The following is a 22725-nucleotide window of genomic DNA, read 5'->3' on the forward strand; positions in this document are numbered from 1 at the left end:
TTTTTGGATTGTACAACATAAGGTTCCACTCATCTTCATCATCCTCCAAAATCTTTTATAGCTTCAGTATACAAAGTAAATGTGAACAAACTATTACCAAATAAAATAAAGAAAAAGAAATTTAGAATAAATTGATACAAGATCACATCTCTGAAAAAAACAGCTTAAGCGTTTCAAAATTTCGCAAGATCATAACGTTACACGAATATCATACCGGTTATTTAACACATAAATTTAAGTTTCAGCGATTTGCATTTATAAAACTTTAATTAGCTTACTTTTTAGGAAGTTACACTATATTAAGTATCTTGTAACTAAAATAATAGCATATTTTTATTATAATATGTAATTATTATTTGAATAATCAATTTATTTTTAGATAATAAATTTAGATTGTATGTCTTCATTGCTAAAAGAGCTTTATGCTCTCAACATTCGTACAATGAAGAAAACAATCGTACCCATCATTACAATTAACAATACAGGGTCAAAAGCTACCCCCAATCCTTCTGAAGTTCCATTAGCAACATGCACGCTTTGTACTATTAAAAAGCTAAACAATAAGACAACCTCATTTTTCAACACATTTACCATCATTCTTCCATTTTTATACTGTTGCTCTTTATTTTCCTCAGTAAGATTCATATAATTATAGAGATGTGGATATTTTTCAAGTATTGACATGCCTATCCATATGATTGTTCCTATCAATGGCAAAAGAAATAGTTCTGCTTTAAAGCCTAAGCGATCGACTTTCCCCATCTCGTTATAATGAATTGGTACTTTTTCAGGCATTGTATTCCACTGGATAAATAAAAATAAGACTGTAAAAATAAAAGTCAATAATGTGATCACATCCAGAAACCTTTCTGAAAATGTGCATGTATTGTTAGTTTCCGTTTTTTTATTCACTAGTATGTTCCTCCTCTAAAATTTCTATTTGCAAAAGATGAATGGATTAGAAAACACGTAATTTCCACACTCATCCATGTCAGTAAGATATTTTACATTTTTTGAACTTCCACCCTCTTCTTCCATTTGATTTGTACTATAATAAGATGGAAGTAAAGGTGTTCGCAACACCTAAAGGAGGTTCTTCCAATGTTCAATAAAATTCTCAGTAAATTTATCATATCCTCAAAGGTACATTCCACTAAATCTTCAGTTGAAAAAGTAGATAAAGAAACAATCTTTATATTCGAGCCAAACCTTCAAGAATTAAATCAAATTATACAACTTCCTACACTTACTGGAAAAGCACCTGGATATGTTTATTTTGTGCAGGAATACATGACCGGTTCCTTTAAAATCGGCAAAACTAAACACATCGATAGACGAATGAATGTTTTTAACGTCAAACTTCCATTTGAAAACAAATTAATTTTCCTTATAAAAGCTGCTGACCATCATCAAACAGAAATCGCTTTTCATGAATATTTTTCAGGAAAACGACTTGAGGGAGAATGGTTTAACTTAACTAGAGATGATGTTTCTTGGATAAAAAATGGGCGATATACAGATAAAATCCAAAAAACCATAAGTCCACCTATAGAAGTAACAAAACAACTAACTGCTAACAAAGCAAAGTCAGAAGATAAACCGTTAACATTAAAGCAAATAGAATTTGCTAAAACTTTGTTTGTTAAACTTGAGCAAGAATACGAACTTAATGTTGCTTATGTAAACTGGACGCAAAAAGACTTGAGTCGCTTAAGTGGCTATTTCCGATTCAAAAACAAGAGTGCGTTAAATAATTTGGTTGAAAGTGGTGTATTATGTAAGAAATAAAATTCAAGATGTAGTTTATCAGCTTTTTTACAAATCTGAATGTACGCATGATTCACTTTTACTACTACCATCGTAGAGTAAGAAGCTTTTTTTCGTTATACTGATTTATAGATATCATAAATTCGATTTTAGTCTGTACAGATCGTTTTAAGGAGCTGCTTTATGGAAGATAGATCTCATAAAAACCCTTTTAAAAAACCATTTTCTGATTTAAAAGAACTCGTTGACAGCATTCAAGAGCATTTAGAACGTCCTGCTACAATTGAAGATACGAATCACCGTTTGACTGCTTATAGTTCTCATGGAACAGACGCCGATCCTGCTAGAATAGGCACCATCATATCACAACGGGTACCTGAAAATGTAATTAATCGGCTATGGAAAAAAGGCATTATTCCAAAATTAATACAATCAGAAGCCGCCGTGCGTATTCCACATATTGAAGATATCGGTCTTCGTGATCGTGTGGCAATAGCTATCCGAAGAAACAAAGAAATTTTAGGTTATATATGGGTAATTGAGGGATCCAAGAAATTAACTGATTTTCAACTAGAGCTTTTAAAAGAAGCCGCTATTGTAGCCACACCGCTAATGGCTAAGCTCCAACAAAATAGAAAGCGAAAAGAAGAAAATTATCAAGATTTTCTATGGCAACTCTTGACAGATCAATTTAAAAACCGCGAAGAAATTCATGAACAAATTAATGAACTTCAACTTAAAATTCCACCTGTTTTTAACGTTCTTGTGTTTTATTTTGAACAAGATATTTCTCAAGAAATGGAAGAACAAATTTCTTATTTAATTACGACAAGCCAGAAAATCACCAATCATTTTCTCGTAGTGATGGATAATGAATTGATTTTAATCGCCTCACCTCACCCATCGCAATCAGATGATACGGCTTTTGATGGATTTATTTCCTATTTTACTTCTGAAATCGACAACCGCTTTTCAATATTAGGGGTTAGAGGAAGTTCAGGTACAGAGTATCGCGATATTAGCAAAGCTAAAAAGAGTTACCAAGAAGCACAAAAAGTATTAGAGCTCAAAAAGAATTTTTCGGAAGAACTAATAAATGTATTTCACTACGGTAAGTTAGGCGCATTTTTATTTCTAGATCTTTTCCAACAAGCAATGCCTAATGAACACCCGGCGATCAGCAAAATAGAAGCTTATGACAAACTGCACAATTCTAATTTTCTAATGACGCTTGAAGTTTTTATTCAACAAGATAGCAATATGAATGCTGCAGCAAAGAAGTTATTCGTTCATACCAATACTTTGCATTATAGAATAAAACGTATTGCTGAAATTGGCAATGTTGATTTGACCAATACTCATGAAAAAATAGGGATTTACCTAAGTTTGAAAGCACGTAAACTAAACAATAAATAGCCTTTTGTGAAATTTCACAAAAGGAATGCCTTATATTTTTTATTCTACCCAATGTACTAGAGTAGGCTTTCCGTTATACTTATGGATATCTTCACCATTCGGATTAAGGGGGAAACATCAATGATTATTGGAATTCCAAAAGAAGTTAAAAATAACGAGAACCGTGTGGCTATTACGCCAGCCGGTGTAGATGCTTTAGTTAGAGCAGGTCATCAAGTTATCATTGAAACAGAGGCTGGACTAGGATCTAGTTTTACAGACGCTGATTATATAACTACAGGTGCTAAAATTGTCGAAACAGCTGCTGAAGCATGGGCTGCTGAAATGGTTATGAAAGTAAAAGAACCTATTTCTTCTGAATATCAATATTTCCGCCAAGATTTATTATTGTTCACGTACTTGCACCTTGCAGCTGAACCTGCATTGACACAAGCACTTGTTGATAATAAAGTAACGGCAATTGCGTATGAAACGGTTTCAGTTAATCGTACACTTCCATTACTAACACCTATGAGTGAAGTAGCTGGTAGAATGGCTTCACAAGTTGGGGCTCAGTTTCTTGAGAAAATTTATGGCGGTAAAGGTGTTCTTTTATCAGGTGTACCTGGTGTGCAGCGTGGAAAAGTTACAATTATTGGTGGTGGAGTTGCAGGAACCAACGCAGCGAAAATGGCTATCGGTCTTGGCGCACAAGTTACAATTATCGACTTGAGCCCGGAACGTCTTCGCCAACTAGATGATATTTTCGGGAATGATGTTACGACTTTGATTTCCAACCCTTTTAATATTGCTGAGGCTATTAAAGAATCTGATTTAGTTATCGGTGCAGTGCTAATTCCTGGTGCAAAAGCTCCTAAACTAGTAACGGAAGACATGGTTAAAGCAATGAGCCCTGGCTCTGTCATTGTTGATATTGCCATCGATCAAGGTGGGATATTTGAAACGACCGATCGTATAACGACTCATGACAATCCGACTTACGTTAAACACGAAGTGGTTCATTACGCTGTCGCAAACATGCCTGGAGCTGTTCCGCGTACATCAACAATTGCGTTAACAAACGTTACTGTAGGTTATGCACTTCAAATGGCTAATAAAGGTGTTCATAAAGCAGTTGCAGAAAACCCAGCTTTAATGCTTGGTGTAAACACTGCTAATGGTTATGTAACTTATGAAGCTGTCGCGAAAGATCTTGGCTTTACATTTATCACTGCTGACGAAGCTCTTTCACAGTCAACCACATCAATTTAATACAACTCTAGACAGTCCGGCTCTTAAATGCAGCTGGGCTGTTTTTTTATTGCTGGATAATACCTTATTGCTGTACACCTAATTTAGCATGATCTATATTAAGAAAAGGTGATGACATTGAAAGTAAAAGTTTATGAAAACAACGAATATTTTGTATCTGGTATGACCTTAAAAGACTTAGCTGCAACCGAATATAATAATATGGCATTGCACGCTTGTGAAAATACGGAGGCAGTTTTATCAAATCGAAAAAAATTAGCGGAATATCTAAACGTTTCACTTGATGACTTTGTTTGCACACAACAAACACATAGTGCTAACTTTAGACGTGTTACAAAACACGAGAGCGTCAAGAATTATGTGTAAATAAGTAAATCCTTTTCTTGTATGTATATCCATTAAGATTGCTTGAACATCTCAGCCAGCTCTGCACGGGCTTGATCGAATCCGATATGGCAACGGGTGGAGAATTTCTGGTTATAGATTTCAAATTGGGAAACCAAGAAGCGATCTAAGGAATCTTCGTTCGGAAATTGCTCCTTGCGTTTGCTGTATTTCTTTACGTTCTTGTTGAACGATTCGATCAGGTTCGTCGAATAGATGCTTCGCCAAATGGATTTTGGGAAACTGTAGAAGGTGAAAATATAGGGATTCGCTTCCAACGATTTCGTCACTTTGGGATAGGCCGTTTTCCATTTATCGACAAAGACTTTCAACGCTTTTTCACCCAGTTCCCGGTTCTCTGCCCGATAGACCGATTTGAAATCATCAAGAATTTCCTTGCGATTGGTGACGCGAACTTTGTGTCGGATACCACGCGACAGGTGGACGCAGCACGCCTGATATTGAGCATCGGGAAAGACCGAAAAGATGCGATCAGTGATGCCTTTCAAGCCGTCGGAGATAAACAAAAGCACCTCTTCGACACCGCGCTCTTTCAAGTCCAACAGGACTTCTTCCCAAACGAATGCGGATTCCGTAGGGGCCACTGTATAGGCCAACACTTCTTTTGAGCCGTCCTCTCGGATGCCAACAGTAATATAGACAGCTTCCTTCGAGACCGTGTCGCGCTTGAGAGAAATGTAAGTTGCATCGAGATAGACGCAAGCATAGCGCTGATCTAATGGACGAGATTTAAACGCTTCGACCTGTTCGCTCATCACTTTCGTCATATTAGAAATGGTTTGTGGCGTGTAATGATGACCGTACATCTTCTCGATCAAATCCGATATTTCGGACATCGTCACGCCTTTTTGGAACATATGAATAACGAAGGCTTCCAGCGTATCGTTTGAGCGCTTGTACGGAGCGACCGTCTGTTGGTTGAATTCGCCGTTCCGGTCCCGTGGCATCGAAAGCTCCAAATCCCCATACTCCGTATGGAGTGTCCGCGTGTAGACACCGTTGCGTGAGTTGCCGGAATTGAAACCGATGCGGTCGTATTTTTCGTAATCCAGGAAAGCTGTAAGTTCTGTTTGGAGGAGCGTATTGACCGCCGTCTCCAGGTGCTTACGGAAAACTTCGGAGATGTCTTCTTTTTTTACTAGAGCTTGCATAATATCTGTTGTAAACTGAGTCATAGGGAAGGCCTCTTTTCTGTGAATTGGTTGTGGTGACTTAATTCTACAAGAAAAGGTCTTCCTTTTTCTATTTATTCATTTACACAAGATATTTTACGCTCTCCAAAACACGATAAAGGAAATGGCGCTTATACAATAGACAATGCTTTCTTAGACACAGATGGTTTATACACTTTCGATGCTGGAGTTATGTTGTGTAGCTTTGCGGCCGATTGTGTACCTGTCATTATTCGCGATAAAAAAACGGGCTTGGTTGGTGTCATTCACTCTGGATGGCAAGGCACTGTTAAAGAAATTACATCGAAATTTCTTCATCAGATAATCGCCGTTGAGTACTGTAATCCAGCTGACTTAGAAATTCAAATTGCCGCTTCTATTAGTCAACAGCAATTTGAAGTAGATTCCGATGTTTACCTAAAGTTTGAATCTTTAGGGTATGCTAGCGAATTTATGTATTTTAATCCATCTACGAATAAATACCATATCGACAATCAAGCAACTGTAAAGAGACAATGTGAACTTTCAGGAATTCCTTCTAGTCAGATTCAAGTTGACTCTACATGTACATTTTTAAATTCTGAAGGATTTTCGTATCGTCAAGACCGAAAATGTGGCAGGCATTTAATATTCGCAATGAATAAAAAAATGTAATAGATTTTTTCTTTTTCTTTAGTTAACTGACAGCAGCAAATTTTTGACTTAATTATTGTAAAATCGACTCTTCGTATTCATTTTTGGATAATTTAAAATCATAAAAACACAAAAGAAGAATCCCATATCAATAGGATTCTCCTTTTGTTGTTTTAACCACCAATATACGACATGCCAATTTTGTTGCGATTTTTTGCGGTTAATTCGGTTCGTTCATCTGAGTAACGGTCGTCTCTGCGCTCCCAAACGGCGGAAATTTTTTCAAGTAATTCTTCATCGTTTAAGCCACTTCGTATTAGTTCGCGAATATCGAAATGCCCTGTTGCGAATAGACATGTATAAAATTTGCCGTCTGATGACAAACGTGCACGTGTACAAGAAGAACAGAAAGATTCGGATACTGACGTTATAAATCCTACTTGTCCTTCTCCTTCTCTAAATCGATAACGTTTGGCTACTTCCCCGTAATAATCTTTATCTACTGGCTCTAATTGATACACCGTTTGCAATTTTTCAAGAATTTGTTTTTTGGATACTACTTTTTTAAAACTCCAGCCGTTATCATTTCCAACATCCATAAATTCGATGAAACGTAATGTTATTCCACGTTCTTTAAAATAAGCTGTCATTGGCAAAATTTCGTGTTCATTAACGTCTTTTTGCACGACCATATTGATTTTAATTTCAAAACCAACTTGTTGGGCAAAATCAATTTGTTTTAAAATATGTGAAGGATCGATTCCTCTACCATTTAACTTCCCGAACAATTCTGGATCTAAAGCATCTAAGCTAATATTCAAACGTCGAAGTCCCGCATCAAATAATGCTTGCGCTTGATTTCCAAGCAGCAACCCATTTGTTGTTAAGCCGATGTCTTCTACCCCCTCAACTGAAAGGATTTTTTTAACTAACTCAGGCAAGCCTCTACGCATTAATGGCTCCCCACCGGTTAAGCGAATTTTTTTGACGCCCATCGCCACAAACACTTTTGTTAAGCGATGTATTTCTTCAAATGACAATAACTCCTGCTTTGGAAGAAATGCGTAATCATCCCCGAATACTTCTTTAGGCATACAGTATGAGCAGCGGAAATTACAGCGATCGGTGACCGAGATTCGCAAATCCCGTATCGGACGTTGAAAAAAGTCCTGTACTGGGTTTATCGTCATGGTGCCATCTCCTTTTTTAAACTTGCGGATAGTTTAAATTACGAAAAACAAGCGGATTTTCATGAATTGTTGATGTCTCAATCCATTGAGTTGTCACCTTATCCATGAATTTCATAACTCGTAATTGTCCGTTTTCTAGTTCTGTTTGGAGCTGTTCTTTTATCCGACTATCCCAAACGCTCAGCAACGGGATTTTTTCAGTGTCGTTTATTACAGCAGTTATATCGGCAGTTGTACTTGCTAAAGTGACAAGTTTACCAATTTCTTTAGATCCTATAAAGGGCATATCACACGGCAAGACCACGTATTTTTCTGCAGGTATCGTAGTCATACCTGACAAAATCCCAGCAAGTGGACCTTGTCCTGAAATCCAGTCAAGATCTGTGATCACTTTGTATTTAGCTGGGAAACACGGTATCAATTCTGCTCTTGAAACAATAACAACACGGTCGCATACTTCTATTAAAGCTCTATATGCGCGTTCGTAGAAAAATGTCTCTTCCATAACTGCAAAAGCCTTTGGTGAACCGAATCGACGAGATAAACCACCTGCAAGTAGTATTCCTACAGTCGAAGTCAACCTCCACTTACCGGTGGGATAAATGCAACAATATCACCTGACTCTAGAACATCTGTCGGTAAAGCATATTCTTCATTAATCGCAATACGTGCTGCACCTGATAAAAAATCCGGGTATTTTTCAGTCGCCCATTGCCATAATTCATCAACCGTTTTACCTGACATATCGACTTGTTCTTCTGAGATGCCTGTCTGTTCTTTTAGTCCTGCAAAATAGCGTAAGCTGATCATAATGATCCCCTTTCCGGTTTTTTCTTCTGGTCGCCAATCCATTCTTCTCCGTCTTCCCAAATTTCCTTTTTCCAAATGGGCACAATTTCTTTAATTCGCTCTATGGCATACTCATTTGCTTCATATGCAGATTTTCGATGCGGCGATGATACAGCAATAACTACTGCAATATCACTAATTTGTAGTTCACCAATACGGTGGGCAATAGCAACTTTCGTACCTTCCCAACGCTGTTCTATTTCCTCGCCTATTTGTGCTAATTTTTTCTCAGCCATAGGTATATACGCTTCATACGATAAATACATTGTCCGCACACCTTTTGTCCATTCACGAACATGTCCTGTAAACAAAGTTACCGCACCTGCTTCTGGTCTCAATACAAAATCTGCATATAGTTGCGGGTCAATCGCAGTTGTTACGATTTCATAAGCCTTCATGATTGTCACCATCCATCCAGTTAATAAACCAATCCCCTATTTGCTTACTGTCATTCTGCAGATTCACATAGGCTTTGTCCAGTTCTAATGCTTCTGGTGAAACAACTAATTCGATATGTTTAAGCTTTTGTAACGTGACCCAATCCTCTTCAGAATGGAGTAATACAATTTTTGCATAATGAGATTCTTTAAAACCTTCCACTAAAACCAAATCCGGATTGCTAACTGCAGAAAGTAAGATTAAATCGTCCAATGTCGCATTTTGTTTTTGCTGGTGCATTTGTATTACTCCACCACCATATGCAATTGAACAATCTGCACCTTCTTCAAATTGTCGCATGCTATCAGTTTTAGCATCAGGCATATGCAGTGCCCCTCCATGACCATGATGCTTGATTGTGGAAACTTTTTTCCCTCTACTTTTTGCAAGTTTTAGTAATTGCAAAATTAATGTCGTTTTACCGCTATTTTTATAGCCTACTATTTGCAGTACTTTCACACTTTCCACCTATCGGAACCTTCTTCTGAACCAAGCAGCAAGACATCTACAGCATCTCCTGTTTGATAGCCTCGCGAGCCGCCTGGCAATACAATTAATGCATTGCCTCGAGCTATTGAGGACACAGCATTAGATTTGTTAAACCCGGCAGGTGATGCTGTCTGTCCATCATAAATCGCCCGAACAAATCGAGTAAATGGATTGGCTTTCGTAAAGTCTTCTCCTAATACTGCAGTCGTGTGTGGCATATATATTTTTTGCGCCCCCATCATTTTTAAAAGTGCTGGACGTGTAAATAATTCGAATCCTGTAAAACAAGCAGATGGATTGCCGGATAAACCAAACAGTAGCCGATTATTTATCAATGCAATTGTCGTTACACTGCCCGGACGCATGGCGACTTTATTGAATAACACTTGTGCTCCAAGCTTTTCGTAGATAGCTGGAAGAAAATCAAAATCACCGACGGAAACACCGCCCGTTGTAATAAGACAATCATTTTCCTCAGCTGCTTTTTTTACAATCCGATAGCTTTCTTCCAAATTATCGACTGACATTCCATACATTTTACAACCCAAACCCATTCGCTTTAACTGAGCGACGATCATAGGTCCGTTGCTATTTCGTATTTTTCCTGGCACTAAATCATCTTCTACCGCTAACAATTCTGTACCAGTTGATAGAATGCCCACTATTGGTTGTTTTGCTACCCTTACTTTTGAATAACCAAAAGTCGCGAGTAATGCGATCGTTCCAGGGTTGATAAAACTTCCACTGTCAATTACCACTTCTTCTTTCCGCAGATCTTCACCTTGCAAAGATACGTTTTCGAGAGGCATGAAAGATTTTCGAATGGTTATGCCATCATCAATTTCTTTCGTTTGTTCGAACATAACTATTGCATCTGCTCCCTCTGGAAGTTGCGCTCCTGTCATAATACGGATGGCCTCAAATGCTTGCAATTTTTTTGACGATACTTCCCCTGCACCAATATGATCTATGACTTTAAAGGCGATTCGAGTATCACCCGTTGCACCTCTGGAATCTATCGAACGAATCGCATATCCATCATAAGGAGAACGATCAAAAGGTGGCACATCACTCGACGCAACGATTGGTTCTGCTAAAATACAGCCATAACTTTCTTCTAAATCTACTGTTTCAATACCAATTGGAAAAGCGTTTTCTACTACTTTTTTTACCGCTTCTACAACAGCTAGCGGAATCCGTTTTTCGACCATTCAACCCCAGCTCCTTTAAGAATTAAAGTCCTTAGCATCTATTTTACAGCTTATGTATTTTTAAATTTTAGAAAGTTTCTTATCGTACTAAACTTATACAAAGTGCTTGAGCCTGTCAAACTAGCGTTTTTGTTTAAAAGAAAAAAACCTTGAAAACTAATGCCTTCAAGGTTTTAAATCTACTCATTCATTGGATATTTTGCCTTAGTCGCTAACGACTTCAGCATTGTTTGATACTGCCATTTCTGCATTTTTAGTTCGAAGTCTGCGAATATCAAGTCGAATAATTAGTGATATTACAAGTGCTACTACAAACAGACCTGCAAAGAAAATAAGACTGCTCTCGTAACTACCCGTTTTATCCTTCATGTAAGCTGCAAACAATGGTCCTGCAAGACCAGCTGCAGCCCATGCCGTTAAAATATAGCCGTGAATTGCTCCCAGCTGTTTTGTGCCGAAAATGTCAGCAATATAAGCTGGAATCGAAGCAAATCCACCGCCGTAGCAAGTGTAAATGATCGCTAGCATGATTTGGAAAAAGATTGCATTTGTTGTAAAAGGCAACATTGCAAACAACGCAATTTGGATAACAAAAAATGCTGTATAAGTGTTTGGACGTCCGATGTAATCGGAAATTGTCGCCCAACCAAGTCGACCAAGACCATTAAAAATCCCTAAAACACCAACTAATGCTGCTGCTTGAACGGTTGTCATGCCAATGCTGTCAATTGCCATTGGTTTCGCAGCTGATAATATCGCAATTCCGCATGTGACATTAATAAATAACATAAACCATAAATAGTAAAATCGTTTTGTTTTGATAGCTTCATTTGCAGTCAACTGAGACAAATCTATTTTTCGTTCGACTTTGCCGCTGCTAACTTTTTCTTCAAAGCCAGCCGGTGACCATCCTTCTTGCGGTTTTTCAAGATATAGAGACGATAGCACCATAATAATTAAATACGCAGCACCTAATGTATAAAAAGTTTGTTCGACTCCTACAGTCGTAATAAGCTTTTCCATAATTGGGCTACTAATCGCAGCTGCAAACCCAAAGCCCATAATCGCCAGACCTGTTGCTAGGCCACGACGGTCAGGAAACCATTTTACTAAAGTTGAAACCGGAGCGATATAACCGATTCCAAGTCCGATTCCTCCGAGCGCTCCGTAAAACACGTAGAGTAAGGGTAAAGAGGAAGCGCTTACTGCAAATCCTGATCCGATAATTCCAGTACCAAAAAACATGGCTGCGACAAGTCCTGCTTTTCGCGGACCGTACTTTTCAACAAAACTACCAAAAAAGGCAGCAGATAATCCTAGAAACAGGATGGCAATACTAAAAGTCAATTGCACTTGACTCGTTGTCCAACCAAATTGCTCGATTAGGGGGTTTGTAAAATTGCTCCATGCATAAACAGATCCGATTGATATATGAATCCCCACTGCAGATAATGCAATCAGCCATCTGTTTTTTGGTTTCTTTTTCATTTTCTCTGACCTCCTGATGAAATTGTAAATAACTATATAAAATGATTTCTCTTAAAGACAAATCATCAGTTTTCATTAGCTGTGAGGTTAACTTCCCGAGAAAAAAAGCTGTAAAAATACAGCTAAACTTTTAGTAATACATGTGAATAATTTTTGAATAATAAGACGATTAGAATCATAGCACCCTTCTTTTTATTTGTCACCAGATTTTTTTCGAAGTTTTTATCGGCTATTCACCAACAATTCTTTCGGGATGAGTATAAAGGTTAAAAGAACTCCCACGAATAAAACCGATTGCCGTGATTCCTAAGTCTTCAGCTAAAGTTAATGCCAGCTCTGTTGGCGCAGATTTGGAAAGAACAATTTCACAACCGATTTTTGCCACTTTCATTAAAATTTCAGAAGATATCCGACCGCTAAAAACAATTACTTTATCGCGAACGTCAATATCATTCATTAAGCAATAGCCATATATTTTATCTAATGCATTATGTCTACCAATATCCATACGTGAAACAATTATACCGTTTGCATCACAAAGAGCCGCATTATGCACACCACCTGTTTGTTTGAACATTTCTGCTGACTCACCCATATCTTTCATCAGTTGAAAACAATTTTCTGGCGTTAATGTCACTCGAACTTCTGTCATTTTCTTCGCAATCATTGCATCATGTGCAAAAACAAATCCTTGACGACTCATGCCACAGCAGGAACTAATAAAACGCTTGTTTTGTAGTTGTTCAAAAAAGGGATATACTTTTTTGGCTGTGATAAGCACGGTGCCTGTTTTTTCATCTACACGAATATCTTGGATGTCTTTGAAGTTTGGAATGATTCGCTCAGAAACTAGAAATCCAATTGCCATCTCCTCCATTTTGTCTGGAGAACACACGATTGTGATAAATTCTTTGCCGTTAATTTTGATAGTGGCTGGTTGCTCAACAACAATGCGATCTTCTTTTTCAATGAAAGCACCTTTTTCAAAACGAATGATTTTACGTACTTTGTCTTGTTTCATCCATGCTCTCTCCTATCTGTCCTGATTGATCAATTGGTCTATCGAAAAGAAAAACGGATACAGCGATATCATCCTCTATTTTGATGTCTGAAAACAGGTGGACAAACTTTGCATTGACTAACTTCTCCATACCTTCTGGTGCAGCTGTTGCATATACACTTTGAATCATACGCGTACGTGCAGTAATAACCATTTCTTTTCCTGCTGGAGTTTTGGCGATAAATTGTTCAGATGGACTAAGGTTACCGTACAAAGTTGAAATCGCCATATCATTAATAAACACCGTGTGGATTCGCTCTGGACCTTTGCCAAAAAGGCTTTTACGTAATTTCCGAATGATGTCGTTAAATTCATGTATTTGTCTAGACACAAACATCTACTCCCCGTCGATAAGTTTTATTTATTGACTTGTTCATATTTTAGTTGTATATGACATTTTTACTGTTTATAATAATAGCATATGTTGGTACTGTCGTAAGTTATTGCGATAGCGCTTTCACTTTAACTGTATAAGCTTGGATTGGTCATTTAGCAAGTCCTGTTAAAACACTATTCCACTATGAAAACAAAACACTTACCAAGTGTGTTTTTCATAGTGGATTTTTTTATATCAAAAAGGAGGTTTTTGCATGTCGATAAAAATTAACGGCTCCCTTACTGAGTTTGAACAAGGCAAAACCATTTTACAAGTTTTGAACGAACAGAAAATTCTTCATCCTCAAATCTGTTATATGCCTGAACTAGATCCAATTGAAACTTGTGACACGTGCATCGTAGAAGTTGATGGCAAACTTGTCCGCTCTTGTTCAACTACAGCCGTTGCGGGCATGGATGTTCAACTTGCTTCACCTCGAGCAAAAGAAGCTCAAACTGAAGCGATGGACCGTATTCTTGAAAACCATCTGCTCTATTGTACCGTTTGTGACAATAACAACGGAAACTGTAAAGTTCACAACACGGTAGACTTGATGGAAATTGAACATCAAAAATATCCTTTTGAACCAAAATGTACTGTGGATGAAGTTGATTTAACAAATCCCTTTTATCGTTATGATCCAAACCAATGTATCGCGTGCGGTCAATGTGTTGAAGTTTGTCAAAACTTACAAGTGAACGAAACCTTAACGATGGATTGGGCGCGTGATCGGCCGATTGTTCTTTGGGACGGCGGAGCAAAAATCAATGATTCTTCATGTGTTAGCTGTGGTCAATGTGTAACTGCTTGTCCATGTAATGCGTTAATGGAAACTTCTATGCTCGGTGAAGCTGGATTTATGACCGCAATTCCTGAAAAAATTCTGACACCGATGATTGATTTAGTAAAAGATGTTGAACCAGGCTATAGCGGTATTTTGGCCATTTCGGATGCTGAAGCGAAAATGCGCGAAACGCGGACCGAAAAAACCAAAACGGTTTGCACTTTTTGTGGTGTTGGTTGTTCGTTCGAAGTGTGGACAAAAGATCGCAAAATTTTAAAAATCCAACCAGTTTCAGATGCACCTGCTAATCAGATCTCTACTTGCGTAAAAGGTAAGTTCGGTTGGGATTTTGTCAATAGCGAAGAACGCATCACTACCCCTTTGATTCGTAAAGATGGTGAATTTGTCGAAGCTAGCTGGGATGAAGCACTGGATTTAGTTGCTTCTAAATTCAAAGCGATTAAAGAACAAAACGGCAAAGATTCCATTGGTGTCATTTCTTCTTCTAAAATTACGAACGAAGACAATTATGTTATACAAAAGTTAAGTCGCCAAGTATTTGAAACCAATAACGTCGACAACTGTTCACGTTACTGCCAATCCCCTGCAACTGACGGATTGTTCCGCACGGTTGGAATGGGCGGAGATGCTGGTACGATTAAAGATATCGGTAGCGCTGGACTCGTAATCATAGTTGGGGCTAACCCTGCTGAAGGTCACCCGGTTTTAGCAACTCGCGTTAAACGTGCTCATAAATTACATGGACAAAAGTTAATCGTTGCGGACATGCGTAAAAACGAAATGGCTGAACGCTCTGATATTTTCATTACACCTAAACAAGGTACTGACCAAGTCTGGTTAATGGCTGTAACTAAATACATGATCGATCAAGGTTGGCACGATCAACAATTTGTAGAGGAAAACGTCAATTATTTCGACGAGTTTAAAGAAGTATTAGCTCAGTACACATTAGAATATGCTGAAAAACGGAGTGGTGTTTCTAAAGAAACGATTATCCGTACAGCAGAAATGATTCGTGATGCTGATGGGACGTGTATTCTTTGGGGCATGGGTGTTACACAAAATACAGGCGGTTCTGATACGTCTGCTGCGATATCCAACTTATTGTTAGCGACCGGCAATTATCGCCGTCCTGGTGCTGGGGCTTACCCGCTTCGTGGTCATAACAACGTTCAAGGTGCATGCGATATGGGCTCATTACCAGGTTGGTTACCAGGCTATCAGCACATCACTGATGAAAATGCTCGCGAAAAGTTCGAACAAGCTTATGGTGTGAAAATCGATGACAAGCCAGGAATGGATAATATCCAAATGCTACAAGCTGTAGACGAAGGCATTATGAAAGCCATGTATGTGGTTGGTGAAGATATGGCTTTAGTAGACTCTAATGCGAATCATGTTGATGAAGTTTTATCGAAACTCGACTTTTTCGTCGTACAAGACATCTTCTTTTCACGCACTGCTCAATATGCAGACGTTATTTTACCAGCAGCACCGTCACTTGAAAAAGATGGCACGTTTACTAATACAGAACGCCGTGTTCAACGTTTGTATAAAGCCTTACCAGAATTGGGTCAATCAAAAGCTGATTGGTGGATCGTTCAAGAAATAGCCAATCGTCTTGGTGCCGGTTGGAATTATAGTCACCCAAGTGAAATTTTTGCTGAAATGGCAAGCCTGTCACCCCTATTTGCAAAAGCAGATTACACAAATATGGAAGGTTGGGATAGTTTCTTATGGGGTAGCTTAGAAGGCGAAAGTACACCACTACTATATGTAGACGGCTTTAACTTCCCTGATAAAAAAGCACGTTTTGCTTTATCTGACTGGGTTGAGCCGGTAGTATTCCCACAAGAATATGATTTGCACATTAATAATGGTCGTTTATTGGAGCATTTCCATGAAGGCAATATGACCGATAAATCAAAAGGAATTCTTTCGAAATTGCCAGAGACTTTCGTCGAAGTATCACCAAAACTTGCGAAAGAACGAGGACTTGAAGACGGCTCGACAGTACGTCTCGTCTCACCTTATGGCGCATTAAAATTACCGGTCATTGTAACAGATCGGGTTAAAGACAATGAGCTTTTCTTACCGATGAACTCAACGAAAAAAGAAACAGCCATCAATTTCTTAACGGGGCCAGCTGTTGACCAACGGACAAATACACCTGCCTATAAGCAGACGAAAGTTCGCATGGAAGTATTAAAAGATCATGTAAAACGTCCGCTACCAAAATCAAATCCGCGTGATAAAAAACGTACGCCACAATCAGGCATTGAAGTCGAACGAAAATGGGCACGTGATGGCTATGTGCATTTGACAGATCAACGATAGAAAGGTGATGTCCTATGGCAAGTCCAATAACACAGATTAAGAAAAAAGAATGGACCGCTGAAGAAATCCGTCAGCAAAAGCTTTATGAATTGGAAACTTTGATCGCTGAACAAAACGAGGCACTTAATAAATTATTAGCTATTACAGGTGATTTAGATGACGCTGGTGTTTTAGACGCTGTGCTCGCGATGGTCAAAGCAAAAGAAGGCATCACTGAAGTCGTAATGGGGCAAGCTACTCGTGAACCTGTTACCAACCTCATTAATAATATGATGAGTGCTGCTGGTGCATTGACTGCTATTAATCCTGCATCTACTGAAAGATTGACTTCTAGTATGGTTATAGGATTAAAAGAAGCAGAAGCGCAAAATCATAACGGCAAAAAACTTGGTTTATTCCAAATGATTGGCGCAATTAGAGATCCCGACGTCAACCGCGCAATTAAGTTTGGGTTCAATTTCTTAAAAGGCATGGGAAAAGGATTAAATAAATAAATAGCTTTTCATAAACAGTTGCGGCTTGGCCGCAGCTGTTTTTTATTGTGTGAAAGTAAATTTGAGTTTTTCGCGGTGGATGTTTCCATCAAATATGCAGATGCGTCCCAAATGAATATTTTTGAAAGTAGATTTCTAGAGGTTTAAAAGCATTCTACTTATATAGAAGGAACTTAAATAAATATATCACTCACTTCTTCTTAAAATGGTCGATTTTGAGTTAAAAATCCCCCCTTTTTTGATTTTGCAAATAAATTTGCGCATTCCGCAAACAATGAGTTTTAACCCGCAAATAAATCAAGCTATGCTGCAAACAAACTTTTGAATTCTGCAAACAAACTACGCTTTCCCGCAAACAAACTCAATTTCATTCAAAAAATAGCTCAACACCCTATTATTTAGTCTCATTAAACTAAAATTTCTCGTTGATTCATAACCAGTCACTAACCACATACTACTCCATTAATTAAAATCTAGACTTTATCGCTCAATAACTGCTCTTATCATATTATATTCTCTTTTATCCATTTTTCATGACAAGCACACCACTCTGTTATATATTAATTAACAAGAAAACAAACTGTATTAATACAGTTTTTCAAGTAAATTTTTTAATCAGAAAGGGATGGATGACATGGTCGCAAGCAAACTTCAACAAATTGAGGAATTGAATACTAGTTGGGAAAATGACAGTCGCTGGAACGGCATTGAACGTATGTATACAGCAGAAGAGGTTGTAAAACTTCGCGGTTCTGTACGAATCGAGCATACTTTAGCAAGAAAAGGCGCAGAGCGTTTATTCCGCTCGATTCATGAAGAGGATTTTGTGAATGCGTTAGGTGCTCTGACAGGTAACCAAGCTGTTCAACAAGTAAAAGCTGGATTAAAAGCCATTTACTTGAGCGGCTGGCAAGTAGCTGCAGATGCCAACTCTGCAGGTCAAATGTATCCTGACCAAAGCTTATACCCTGTCAATTCAGTCCCTGATGTTGTTAAGAAAATTAACCAAGCGCTTCAACGTGCTGATCAAATTGATGGTGTTGAAGGAACTGAAGGTTTTGATTGGTTTGCACCAATTGTTGCAGATGCTGAAGCTGGATTTGGCGGCCCATTGAACGTCTATGAATTGATGAAAGCTATGATTGAAGCTGGCGCTGCTGGCGTTCACTTTGAAGATCAATTAGCATCTGAAAAGAAATGCGGACATTTAGGTGGCAAAGTATTGTTGCCAACTCAAAATGCTGTAAGAAATCTAGTTTCTGCTCGATTAGCAGCAGATGTACTTGGCGTACCCACTTTAATCATCGCTCGGACAGATGCTGATGCAGCTGACTTAATCACTAGCGACATTGATCCGCGTGACCATAAATTTATTACTGGTGAACGCACACCTGAAGGCTTTTACCGGACAAATCCTGGTATCGACCAAGCCATTGCGCGCGGTTTAGCTTACGCGCCTTATGCAGATCTTGTCTGGTGTGAAACGTCTCATCCAAACTTGGAAGAAGCACAACAGTTTGCAGATGCAATTCATGCAGAATTTCCTGGCAAATTGCTCGCTTATAATTGTTCACCGTCATTTAACTGGAAAGCGAAGCTTGATGAAGAAACGATTGCAAAATTCCAAGTTGAACTTGGAAAAATGGGCTATAAATTCCAATTCGTTACGCTGGCTGGTTTCCATACATTAAATCACAGCATGTTCGAACTGGCTCACGACTACAAAGATCACGGCATGGCCGCTTACTCGAAACTGCAACAAGCTGAGTTCGCTAATGAATCAAAAGGCTATACAGCGACACGTCATCAGCGTGAAGTCGGTACGAGTTACTTTGACGAAATCTCTCAAATTGTTTCTGGTGGGACAAGTTCAACAACTGCTATGAAAGGTTCAACAGAAACCGCTCAATTTACCACAACGAACTAATCGACACTGATATGACTAGCTTCTATTCCACGCCACGGCATTCAAAACTAAAACTAACTTACTGGAGGAGATCCTTATGAAAACGACAAAAACGTTTGAGAAACGCTCAATGAAAGAATGCCGCGAGTGCGGATGCGAAATAAAAGAGCAACAGCAGTCAATCATTTACGAATGCGAACGCTGCATGTGCAATCAAGACGAATAAAGCAAAAACACAAGCCACTCAAAATTGAGTGGCTTGTGTTTTTTTCTTATGGGTTTTAATCTAACAGTGCATTGCCTGGATTTTCTTCTATCGTCTTGAAAATTCTTGAGAATAATTCTTTAATATTTTCCTCATTCACTTCATCATTATACAAGTCAAATGTCCAAGTTTTTCGAACATTTTCCGTCGTTTCTAGAAAACCTGTTGCGTAATAATTATGATAGGGAATTTCCCTTGCCTCTTCATATGCTAAATTTGAATCGATAAATGGGTATTCACCCTTATTCGATTCAATGAAAAAGAATGGGATATGCGACTCTAAATAAGTAGATGAATATTGACTTTCGGCAGCTTGTGAAAGCTTTTCTATTGTTATAAAAACTGCATCGTATTTTTTTAATTCGTCTGTCGTGAATTTGCCAAATGAAATTTCTTCAAAATCGATTTGTTTTTCGTTAACTTCTGGTGATGTACCTAGCACTGCAACTGTTAAACTTCTTCCTTTATAAGGCTCGAATTCAGGAGTTGTACAAGCACCTAACATGAGCAATATCAAAAATAATAGAAGTGTAAACTTTTTGGCTATCTTCATTAACACCTTCCTCACTTGTTTTTCTTCGCTTTTAAAATCAGGAAATTCGGACTCTTCATTAACTTTGTGTATTGTTCAGGTGCTAGATTTTTAAACAGCTCTGTTGGTTTTGGTTCAATTACTTGTTCGATTGAAAAATGAATTAGTAGTGAATCAAAAACTTCGCTTAAAGATCTGCGGAAAAAAGGCACACGATAAGTCTGTCCTTCTTTATTCCACGAGTCCACAATCAGTTCCGTGTTAAAATAATCGACGTCTTCGAGTAACTGAAGGTCTGTTAGCGGATGATGAATTGACAAATGTAAACTACCTCCATATTTTAATACTCGGGAGAGTTCTTTTAATGTCCCCTCCCACTCTTTTATGTAATGTAGAGTTAATGAACTAACGATAAGATCAAAACTGTCGTCTTGAAAAGGCAAGTTATCTTCTAAATCTAGACAAATCACATGAGCTTTATCTCCTAATAAATACTGCGTTTGAATGACCATTTCTGGACTAATATCAACCGCTGTTACTTGCGCACCTCTTTGCACGAATTGCTCAGAATACCACCCTGCAGAACAGCCTGCATCGAGAATATGTAAACCGGCTAACTCTTTTGGTACTAGGTCCATCATTGCCGGTCTTTCGTATTGTGTATTGTATAAATTATTCGTATCCTCCATTTTTTTATAGATGCCTGCCAGTTCATTAAACACATCAACTATTTGTTTTTTCATACTTTCTCCCCTATCATAGGCCGATCTATTTTATACAATACGTGTCGCTCAAGTGGGCTGTTCTTTTTTAGCTTAGCGTGATCAAACTCTCCAACTTTGTTCATGCCAATTCTTTTCATCACTGCTTCAGAAGGCTTATTGATAGATGCTGTAAAAGAATACACATGTTTCATGTTTAATGTATCAAACGCATATGCAAGACAAGCCTTTGCCCCTTCTGTTGCATAGCCTTTTTTCCAAAATCGCTTGTCTAAACGCCAGCCTATTTCAGCTGAACCTTTCCCCTCAATATCTATCGTAATTTCAAGGAAGCCAATAAAACCAATAAACGCCTCGTCTTCTTTTCGTTCTACTGCCCACATCGAATACCCATTATCATCCATATGCTTTTCGAAGCGATCAATAAGTTGAGCCGATTGGTTTTCGGTCATTGTTTCAGGAAAGTAACGCATTACTTCCTTGTCACTAGACATAACCGCAAATTTTTCCCTGTCCATTTGTTGCCAGCGTCTAAACCCTAGTCTCTTTGATACAAAAAGATAGTGTGTCAATGTCCCTCCCCCTTTTTTTGATTAACTAGTGTGATCAATATCCCTCTTATTATATTACCAAATTTCGGCATTTTTCAAAACTGTACACGTAATTGTCACTTTTAAAGACATTAGTTAATAAATAAAACGATTAATCATTAAATATCGAAAATAATGATTGCAATATGCATTATTTTTTTGCATTATTATAGATAGGGATAATTATTAATGCAAAAAAATTTTGCGTCTACATCTTTATTCTACATCTTTATTCTACATATGTTGAAGTTTACTAATTCTTCAACAGTTTGTTCCGTTATAAAATACAGAGAAGATTGGGGCAATAAAAAATGATCGTAAAAAACTTCTTTATCCACCTTTCAGAAAACCAACTTTTAAATAAAGCTGCTCAAAACTACGGTTTCAAGCTTGGAGCTCACAGCGTTGTTGCGGGAACTAATATTGAAGAAGCGATTGACAGCATTAAAGAATTAAATGCTCATGGTATTAGCTGCACGATTGATAATCTTGGTGAATTTGTTCACGATAAAGCTGAAGCATTAGAAGCAAAAAATCAGATTTTGGGTGTTGTTGATGCAATTCATCAGCATAAGGTTGATGCTCATATCTCGTTAAAGCCTTCACAATTAGGTCTTGATATCGATTATGATTTCTGTTTTGAAAATATTAAAGAAATTGTTGATAAAGCATTTAAGTATGATATTTTTATCAATATCGATATGGAAAACTATGACCGTCTACAACCTTCATTTGACTTGATGGAAGAATTATCTAAAGACTATGACAACATTGGTACAGTAATACAATCATACTTTTTAAGAGCTCAAGAAGACATTAAAAAATATAGCAATTACCGTTTACGAATCGTAAAAGGTGCATACAAAGAGCCTGAAGAAGTTGCTTACCAAACAAAAGAAGAAATCGATGCGAATTATATCGAATTAATTGAGTACCATTTGTTGCATGGTAAGTTTACTTCGATTGCAACACACGATCACAACGTGATTAATCATGTAAAGCAATTTGTCGTTGATCATAACATTCCAAATGACAAATTTGAATTCCAAATGCTTTATGGATTCCGTAAAGAAATGCAACTTGAACTTGCAGCACAAGGTTATAATTTCTGTACGTATATTCCTTTTGGAACAGATTGGTATGGTTATTTCATGCGTAGACTGGCAGAACGTCCACAAAACTTAAACTTAGTTGTTAAACAAATATTTACGAAAAAAACAAATACAGCATTAGGTGTAGTTGCAGGTGCATTTTTACTCGGTCGTTTAACAAGCAAAAAGTCATAAAGATCTTCTAGGTGAGCCTATAATATAGTAGCGTACTTACTCT

The 22725-nt window shown here is 37.9% G+C and carries 24 protein-coding genes; 10 read left to right on the plus strand and 14 right to left on the minus strand.

Features of this window, described 5'->3' with window-relative positions:
* Window positions 1-420: 420 nt before the first annotated feature.
* Window positions 421-912 (minus strand): DUF1648 domain-containing protein, encoded by a 492-nt coding sequence (locus tag PLANO_RS07955; RefSeq protein ID WP_038703939.1) that lies wholly within the window; start codon window positions 910-912, stop codon window positions 421-423.
* Between the two features lie 189 nt (window positions 913-1101).
* Here PLANO_RS07955 and PLANO_RS07960 point away from each other — a divergent pair, with 189 nt between their 5' ends.
* The 4 genes from PLANO_RS07960 to PLANO_RS07975 all read left to right on the plus strand — a co-directional run bounded on the left by PLANO_RS07960 (window position 1102) and on the right by PLANO_RS07975 (window position 4800).
* Entirely contained in the window at window positions 1102-1788 is a 687-nt protein-coding gene (locus PLANO_RS07960; protein WP_038703940.1) for a GIY-YIG nuclease family protein, read from the plus strand.
* Window positions 1789-1950: 162 nt separating this feature from the next.
* A complete protein-coding gene (locus tag PLANO_RS07965) occupies window positions 1951-3183 on the plus strand; it encodes a PucR family transcriptional regulator (protein ID WP_038703941.1) in 1233 nt (410 codons plus the stop codon).
* Window positions 3184-3303: 120 nt separating this feature from the next.
* A complete protein-coding gene (gene ald, locus PLANO_RS07970) occupies window positions 3304-4434 on the plus strand; it encodes an alanine dehydrogenase (protein ID WP_038703942.1) in 1131 nt (376 codons plus the stop codon).
* A 111-nt stretch (window positions 4435-4545) separates the two neighbouring features.
* The gene (locus PLANO_RS07975) at window positions 4546-4800 is read left to right on the plus strand and encodes a laccase domain-containing protein (protein ID WP_231554765.1); all 255 of its coding nucleotides are present in this window, start codon (window positions 4546-4548) and stop codon (window positions 4798-4800) included.
* A 32-nt stretch (window positions 4801-4832) separates the two neighbouring features.
* Here the strand turns inward: PLANO_RS07975 and PLANO_RS07980 are convergent, their stop codons facing one another.
* Window positions 4833-6014 (minus strand): IS256 family transposase, encoded by a 1182-nt coding sequence (locus tag PLANO_RS07980; RefSeq protein ID WP_038702803.1) that lies wholly within the window; start codon window positions 6012-6014, stop codon window positions 4833-4835.
* Window positions 6015-6104: 90 nt separating this feature from the next.
* On the opposite strand from PLANO_RS07980, the gene PLANO_RS07985 reads away from it, so the two are divergent.
* Entirely contained in the window at window positions 6105-6665 is a 561-nt protein-coding gene (locus tag PLANO_RS07985) for a purine nucleoside phosphorylase YfiH/LACC1 family protein (RefSeq protein WP_331429113.1), read from the plus strand.
* 152 nt (window positions 6666-6817) lie between these two features.
* Here PLANO_RS07985 and moaA read toward each other — a convergent pair whose 3' ends face one another.
* From moaA to PLANO_RS08030, 9 genes are all read right to left on the minus strand, one after another.
* Window positions 6818-7834 carry a GTP 3',8-cyclase MoaA gene (gene moaA / locus PLANO_RS07990; protein ID WP_038703944.1) on the minus strand — a complete coding sequence of 339 codons (1017 nt, stop codon included), beginning with the start codon at window positions 7832-7834 and terminating at the stop codon, window positions 6818-6820.
* A 16-nt stretch (window positions 7835-7850) separates the two neighbouring features.
* Window positions 7851-8414, minus strand: a complete 564-nt coding sequence (gene mobA, locus PLANO_RS07995) for a molybdenum cofactor guanylyltransferase (RefSeq protein ID WP_038703945.1) — start codon at window positions 8412-8414, stop codon at window positions 7851-7853.
* Window positions 8411-8644 carry a molybdopterin converting factor subunit 1 gene (moaD, locus tag PLANO_RS08000; protein ID WP_038703946.1) on the minus strand — a complete coding sequence of 78 codons (234 nt, stop codon included), beginning with the start codon at window positions 8642-8644 and terminating at the stop codon, window positions 8411-8413. Before moaD ends, mobA begins: the two co-directional genes overlap by 4 nt.
* Complete coding sequence (locus PLANO_RS08005; protein WP_038703947.1) at window positions 8641-9081, minus strand: molybdenum cofactor biosynthesis protein MoaE; 441 nt, start codon at window positions 9079-9081, stop codon at window positions 8641-8643. Before PLANO_RS08005 ends, moaD begins: the two co-directional genes overlap by 4 nt.
* Window positions 9068-9580 (minus strand): molybdopterin-guanine dinucleotide biosynthesis protein B, encoded by a 513-nt coding sequence (mobB, locus tag PLANO_RS08010; protein WP_038705413.1) that lies wholly within the window; start codon window positions 9578-9580, stop codon window positions 9068-9070. Before mobB ends, PLANO_RS08005 begins: the two co-directional genes overlap by 14 nt.
* The gene (locus tag PLANO_RS08015; protein ID WP_038703948.1) at window positions 9577-10821 is read right to left on the minus strand and encodes a molybdopterin molybdotransferase MoeA; all 1245 of its coding nucleotides are present in this window, start codon (window positions 10819-10821) and stop codon (window positions 9577-9579) included. The genes mobB and PLANO_RS08015 overlap by 4 nt, the downstream gene beginning before the upstream one ends.
* A 204-nt stretch (window positions 10822-11025) precedes the next feature.
* Window positions 11026-12309 carry an L-lactate MFS transporter gene (locus PLANO_RS08020; protein ID WP_038703949.1) on the minus strand — a complete coding sequence of 428 codons (1284 nt, stop codon included), beginning with the start codon at window positions 12307-12309 and terminating at the stop codon, window positions 11026-11028.
* Between the two features lie 229 nt (window positions 12310-12538).
* On the minus strand, window positions 12539-13330 hold the full coding sequence (gene fdhD / locus PLANO_RS08025) for a formate dehydrogenase accessory sulfurtransferase FdhD (protein WP_038703950.1): 792 nt from the start codon (window positions 13328-13330) through the stop codon (window positions 12539-12541).
* Window positions 13308-13700, minus strand: a complete 393-nt coding sequence (locus tag PLANO_RS08030; protein WP_038703951.1) for a Na-translocating system protein MpsC family protein — start codon at window positions 13698-13700, stop codon at window positions 13308-13310. Before PLANO_RS08030 ends, fdhD begins: the two co-directional genes overlap by 23 nt.
* Before the next feature lie 259 nt (window positions 13701-13959).
* On the opposite strand from PLANO_RS08030, the gene fdhF reads away from it, so the two are divergent.
* The 4 genes from fdhF (at window position 13960) to PLANO_RS16090 (ending at window position 19513) form a co-directional block, all read left to right on the plus strand.
* Window positions 13960-16887 (plus strand): formate dehydrogenase subunit alpha, encoded by a 2928-nt coding sequence (fdhF, locus tag PLANO_RS08035; RefSeq protein ID WP_038703952.1) that lies wholly within the window; start codon window positions 13960-13962, stop codon window positions 16885-16887.
* A gap of 14 nt (window positions 16888-16901) precedes the next feature.
* The gene (locus PLANO_RS08040; protein ID WP_038703953.1) at window positions 16902-17381 is read left to right on the plus strand and encodes a helical membrane plugin domain-containing protein; all 480 of its coding nucleotides are present in this window, start codon (window positions 16902-16904) and stop codon (window positions 17379-17381) included.
* Between the two features lie 634 nt (window positions 17382-18015).
* Window positions 18016-19308, plus strand: a complete 1293-nt coding sequence (gene aceA / locus PLANO_RS08045) for an isocitrate lyase (RefSeq protein ID WP_038703954.1) — start codon at window positions 18016-18018, stop codon at window positions 19306-19308.
* 76 nt (window positions 19309-19384) lie between these two features.
* The gene (locus tag PLANO_RS16090) at window positions 19385-19513 is read left to right on the plus strand and encodes a YhfH family protein (protein WP_197053078.1); all 129 of its coding nucleotides are present in this window, start codon (window positions 19385-19387) and stop codon (window positions 19511-19513) included.
* A gap of 55 nt (window positions 19514-19568) precedes the next feature.
* Here PLANO_RS16090 and PLANO_RS08050 read toward each other — a convergent pair whose 3' ends face one another.
* From PLANO_RS08050 to PLANO_RS08060, 3 genes are read right to left on the minus strand one after another with little or no spacing between them, the layout of a single operon-like run.
* Window positions 19569-20105, minus strand: a complete 537-nt coding sequence (locus PLANO_RS08050) for a hypothetical protein (RefSeq protein ID WP_038703955.1) — start codon at window positions 20103-20105, stop codon at window positions 19569-19571.
* 11 nt (window positions 20106-20116) lie between these two features.
* Complete coding sequence (locus PLANO_RS08055) at window positions 20117-20827, minus strand: class I SAM-dependent methyltransferase (protein WP_038703956.1); 711 nt, start codon at window positions 20825-20827, stop codon at window positions 20117-20119.
* The gene (locus tag PLANO_RS08060; RefSeq protein ID WP_038703957.1) at window positions 20824-21378 is read right to left on the minus strand and encodes a GNAT family N-acetyltransferase; all 555 of its coding nucleotides are present in this window, start codon (window positions 21376-21378) and stop codon (window positions 20824-20826) included. Before PLANO_RS08060 ends, PLANO_RS08055 begins: the two co-directional genes overlap by 4 nt.
* Before the next feature lie 329 nt (window positions 21379-21707).
* On the opposite strand from PLANO_RS08060, the gene PLANO_RS08065 reads away from it, so the two are divergent.
* Window positions 21708-22682 carry a proline dehydrogenase family protein gene (locus PLANO_RS08065; protein ID WP_038703958.1) on the plus strand — a complete coding sequence of 325 codons (975 nt, stop codon included), beginning with the start codon at window positions 21708-21710 and terminating at the stop codon, window positions 22680-22682.
* The last annotated feature ends 43 nt before the right edge of the window (window positions 22683-22725 follow it).

This window comes from Planococcus sp. PAMC 21323 (genome assembly GCF_000785555.1).
GTDB lineage: Bacteria > Bacillota > Bacilli > Bacillales_A > Planococcaceae > Planococcus.

What these genes read in the sequence shown, in the direction of transcription:
- moaA (WP_038703944.1), bottom strand. Translation starts at nt 7,834, where the DNA reads ATGACGATAAACCCAGTACAGGACTTTTTTCAACGTCCGATACGGGAT.
- PLANO_RS07980 (WP_038702803.1), bottom strand. Translation starts at nt 6,014, where the DNA reads ATGACTCAGTTTACAACAGATATTATGCAAGCTCTAGTAAAAAAAGAA.
- moaD (WP_038703946.1), bottom strand. Translation starts at nt 8,644, where the DNA reads ATGATCAGCTTACGCTATTTTGCAGGACTAAAAGAACAGACAGGCATC.
- PLANO_RS08065 (WP_038703958.1), top strand. Translation starts at nt 21,708, where the DNA reads ATGATCGTAAAAAACTTCTTTATCCACCTTTCAGAAAACCAACTTTTA.
- PLANO_RS08055 (WP_038703956.1), bottom strand. Translation starts at nt 20,827, where the DNA reads ATGAAAAAACAAATAGTTGATGTGTTTAATGAACTGGCAGGCATCTAT.
- fdhF (WP_038703952.1), top strand. Translation starts at nt 13,960, where the DNA reads ATGTCGATAAAAATTAACGGCTCCCTTACTGAGTTTGAACAAGGCAAA.
- PLANO_RS08015 (WP_038703948.1), bottom strand. Translation starts at nt 10,821, where the DNA reads ATGGTCGAAAAACGGATTCCGCTAGCTGTTGTAGAAGCGGTAAAAAAA.
- ald (WP_038703942.1), top strand. Translation starts at nt 3,304, where the DNA reads ATGATTATTGGAATTCCAAAAGAAGTTAAAAATAACGAGAACCGTGTG.
- PLANO_RS08005 (WP_038703947.1), bottom strand. Translation starts at nt 9,081, where the DNA reads ATGAAGGCTTATGAAATCGTAACAACTGCGATTGACCCGCAACTATAT.
- PLANO_RS08040 (WP_038703953.1), top strand. Translation starts at nt 16,902, where the DNA reads ATGGCAAGTCCAATAACACAGATTAAGAAAAAAGAATGGACCGCTGAA.
- aceA (WP_038703954.1), top strand. Translation starts at nt 18,016, where the DNA reads ATGGTCGCAAGCAAACTTCAACAAATTGAGGAATTGAATACTAGTTGG.
- fdhD (WP_038703950.1), bottom strand. Translation starts at nt 13,330, where the DNA reads ATGAAACAAGACAAAGTACGTAAAATCATTCGTTTTGAAAAAGGTGCT.
- PLANO_RS08020 (WP_038703949.1), bottom strand. Translation starts at nt 12,309, where the DNA reads ATGAAAAAGAAACCAAAAAACAGATGGCTGATTGCATTATCTGCAGTG.
- PLANO_RS16090 (WP_197053078.1), top strand. Translation starts at nt 19,385, where the DNA reads ATGAAAACGACAAAAACGTTTGAGAAACGCTCAATGAAAGAATGCCGC.
- PLANO_RS07960 (WP_038703940.1), top strand. Translation starts at nt 1,102, where the DNA reads ATGTTCAATAAAATTCTCAGTAAATTTATCATATCCTCAAAGGTACAT.
- PLANO_RS07975 (WP_231554765.1), top strand. Translation starts at nt 4,546, where the DNA reads ATGACATTGAAAGTAAAAGTTTATGAAAACAACGAATATTTTGTATCT.
- PLANO_RS08050 (WP_038703955.1), bottom strand. Translation starts at nt 20,105, where the DNA reads ATGAAGATAGCCAAAAAGTTTACACTTCTATTATTTTTGATATTGCTC.
- PLANO_RS07965 (WP_038703941.1), top strand. Translation starts at nt 1,951, where the DNA reads ATGGAAGATAGATCTCATAAAAACCCTTTTAAAAAACCATTTTCTGAT.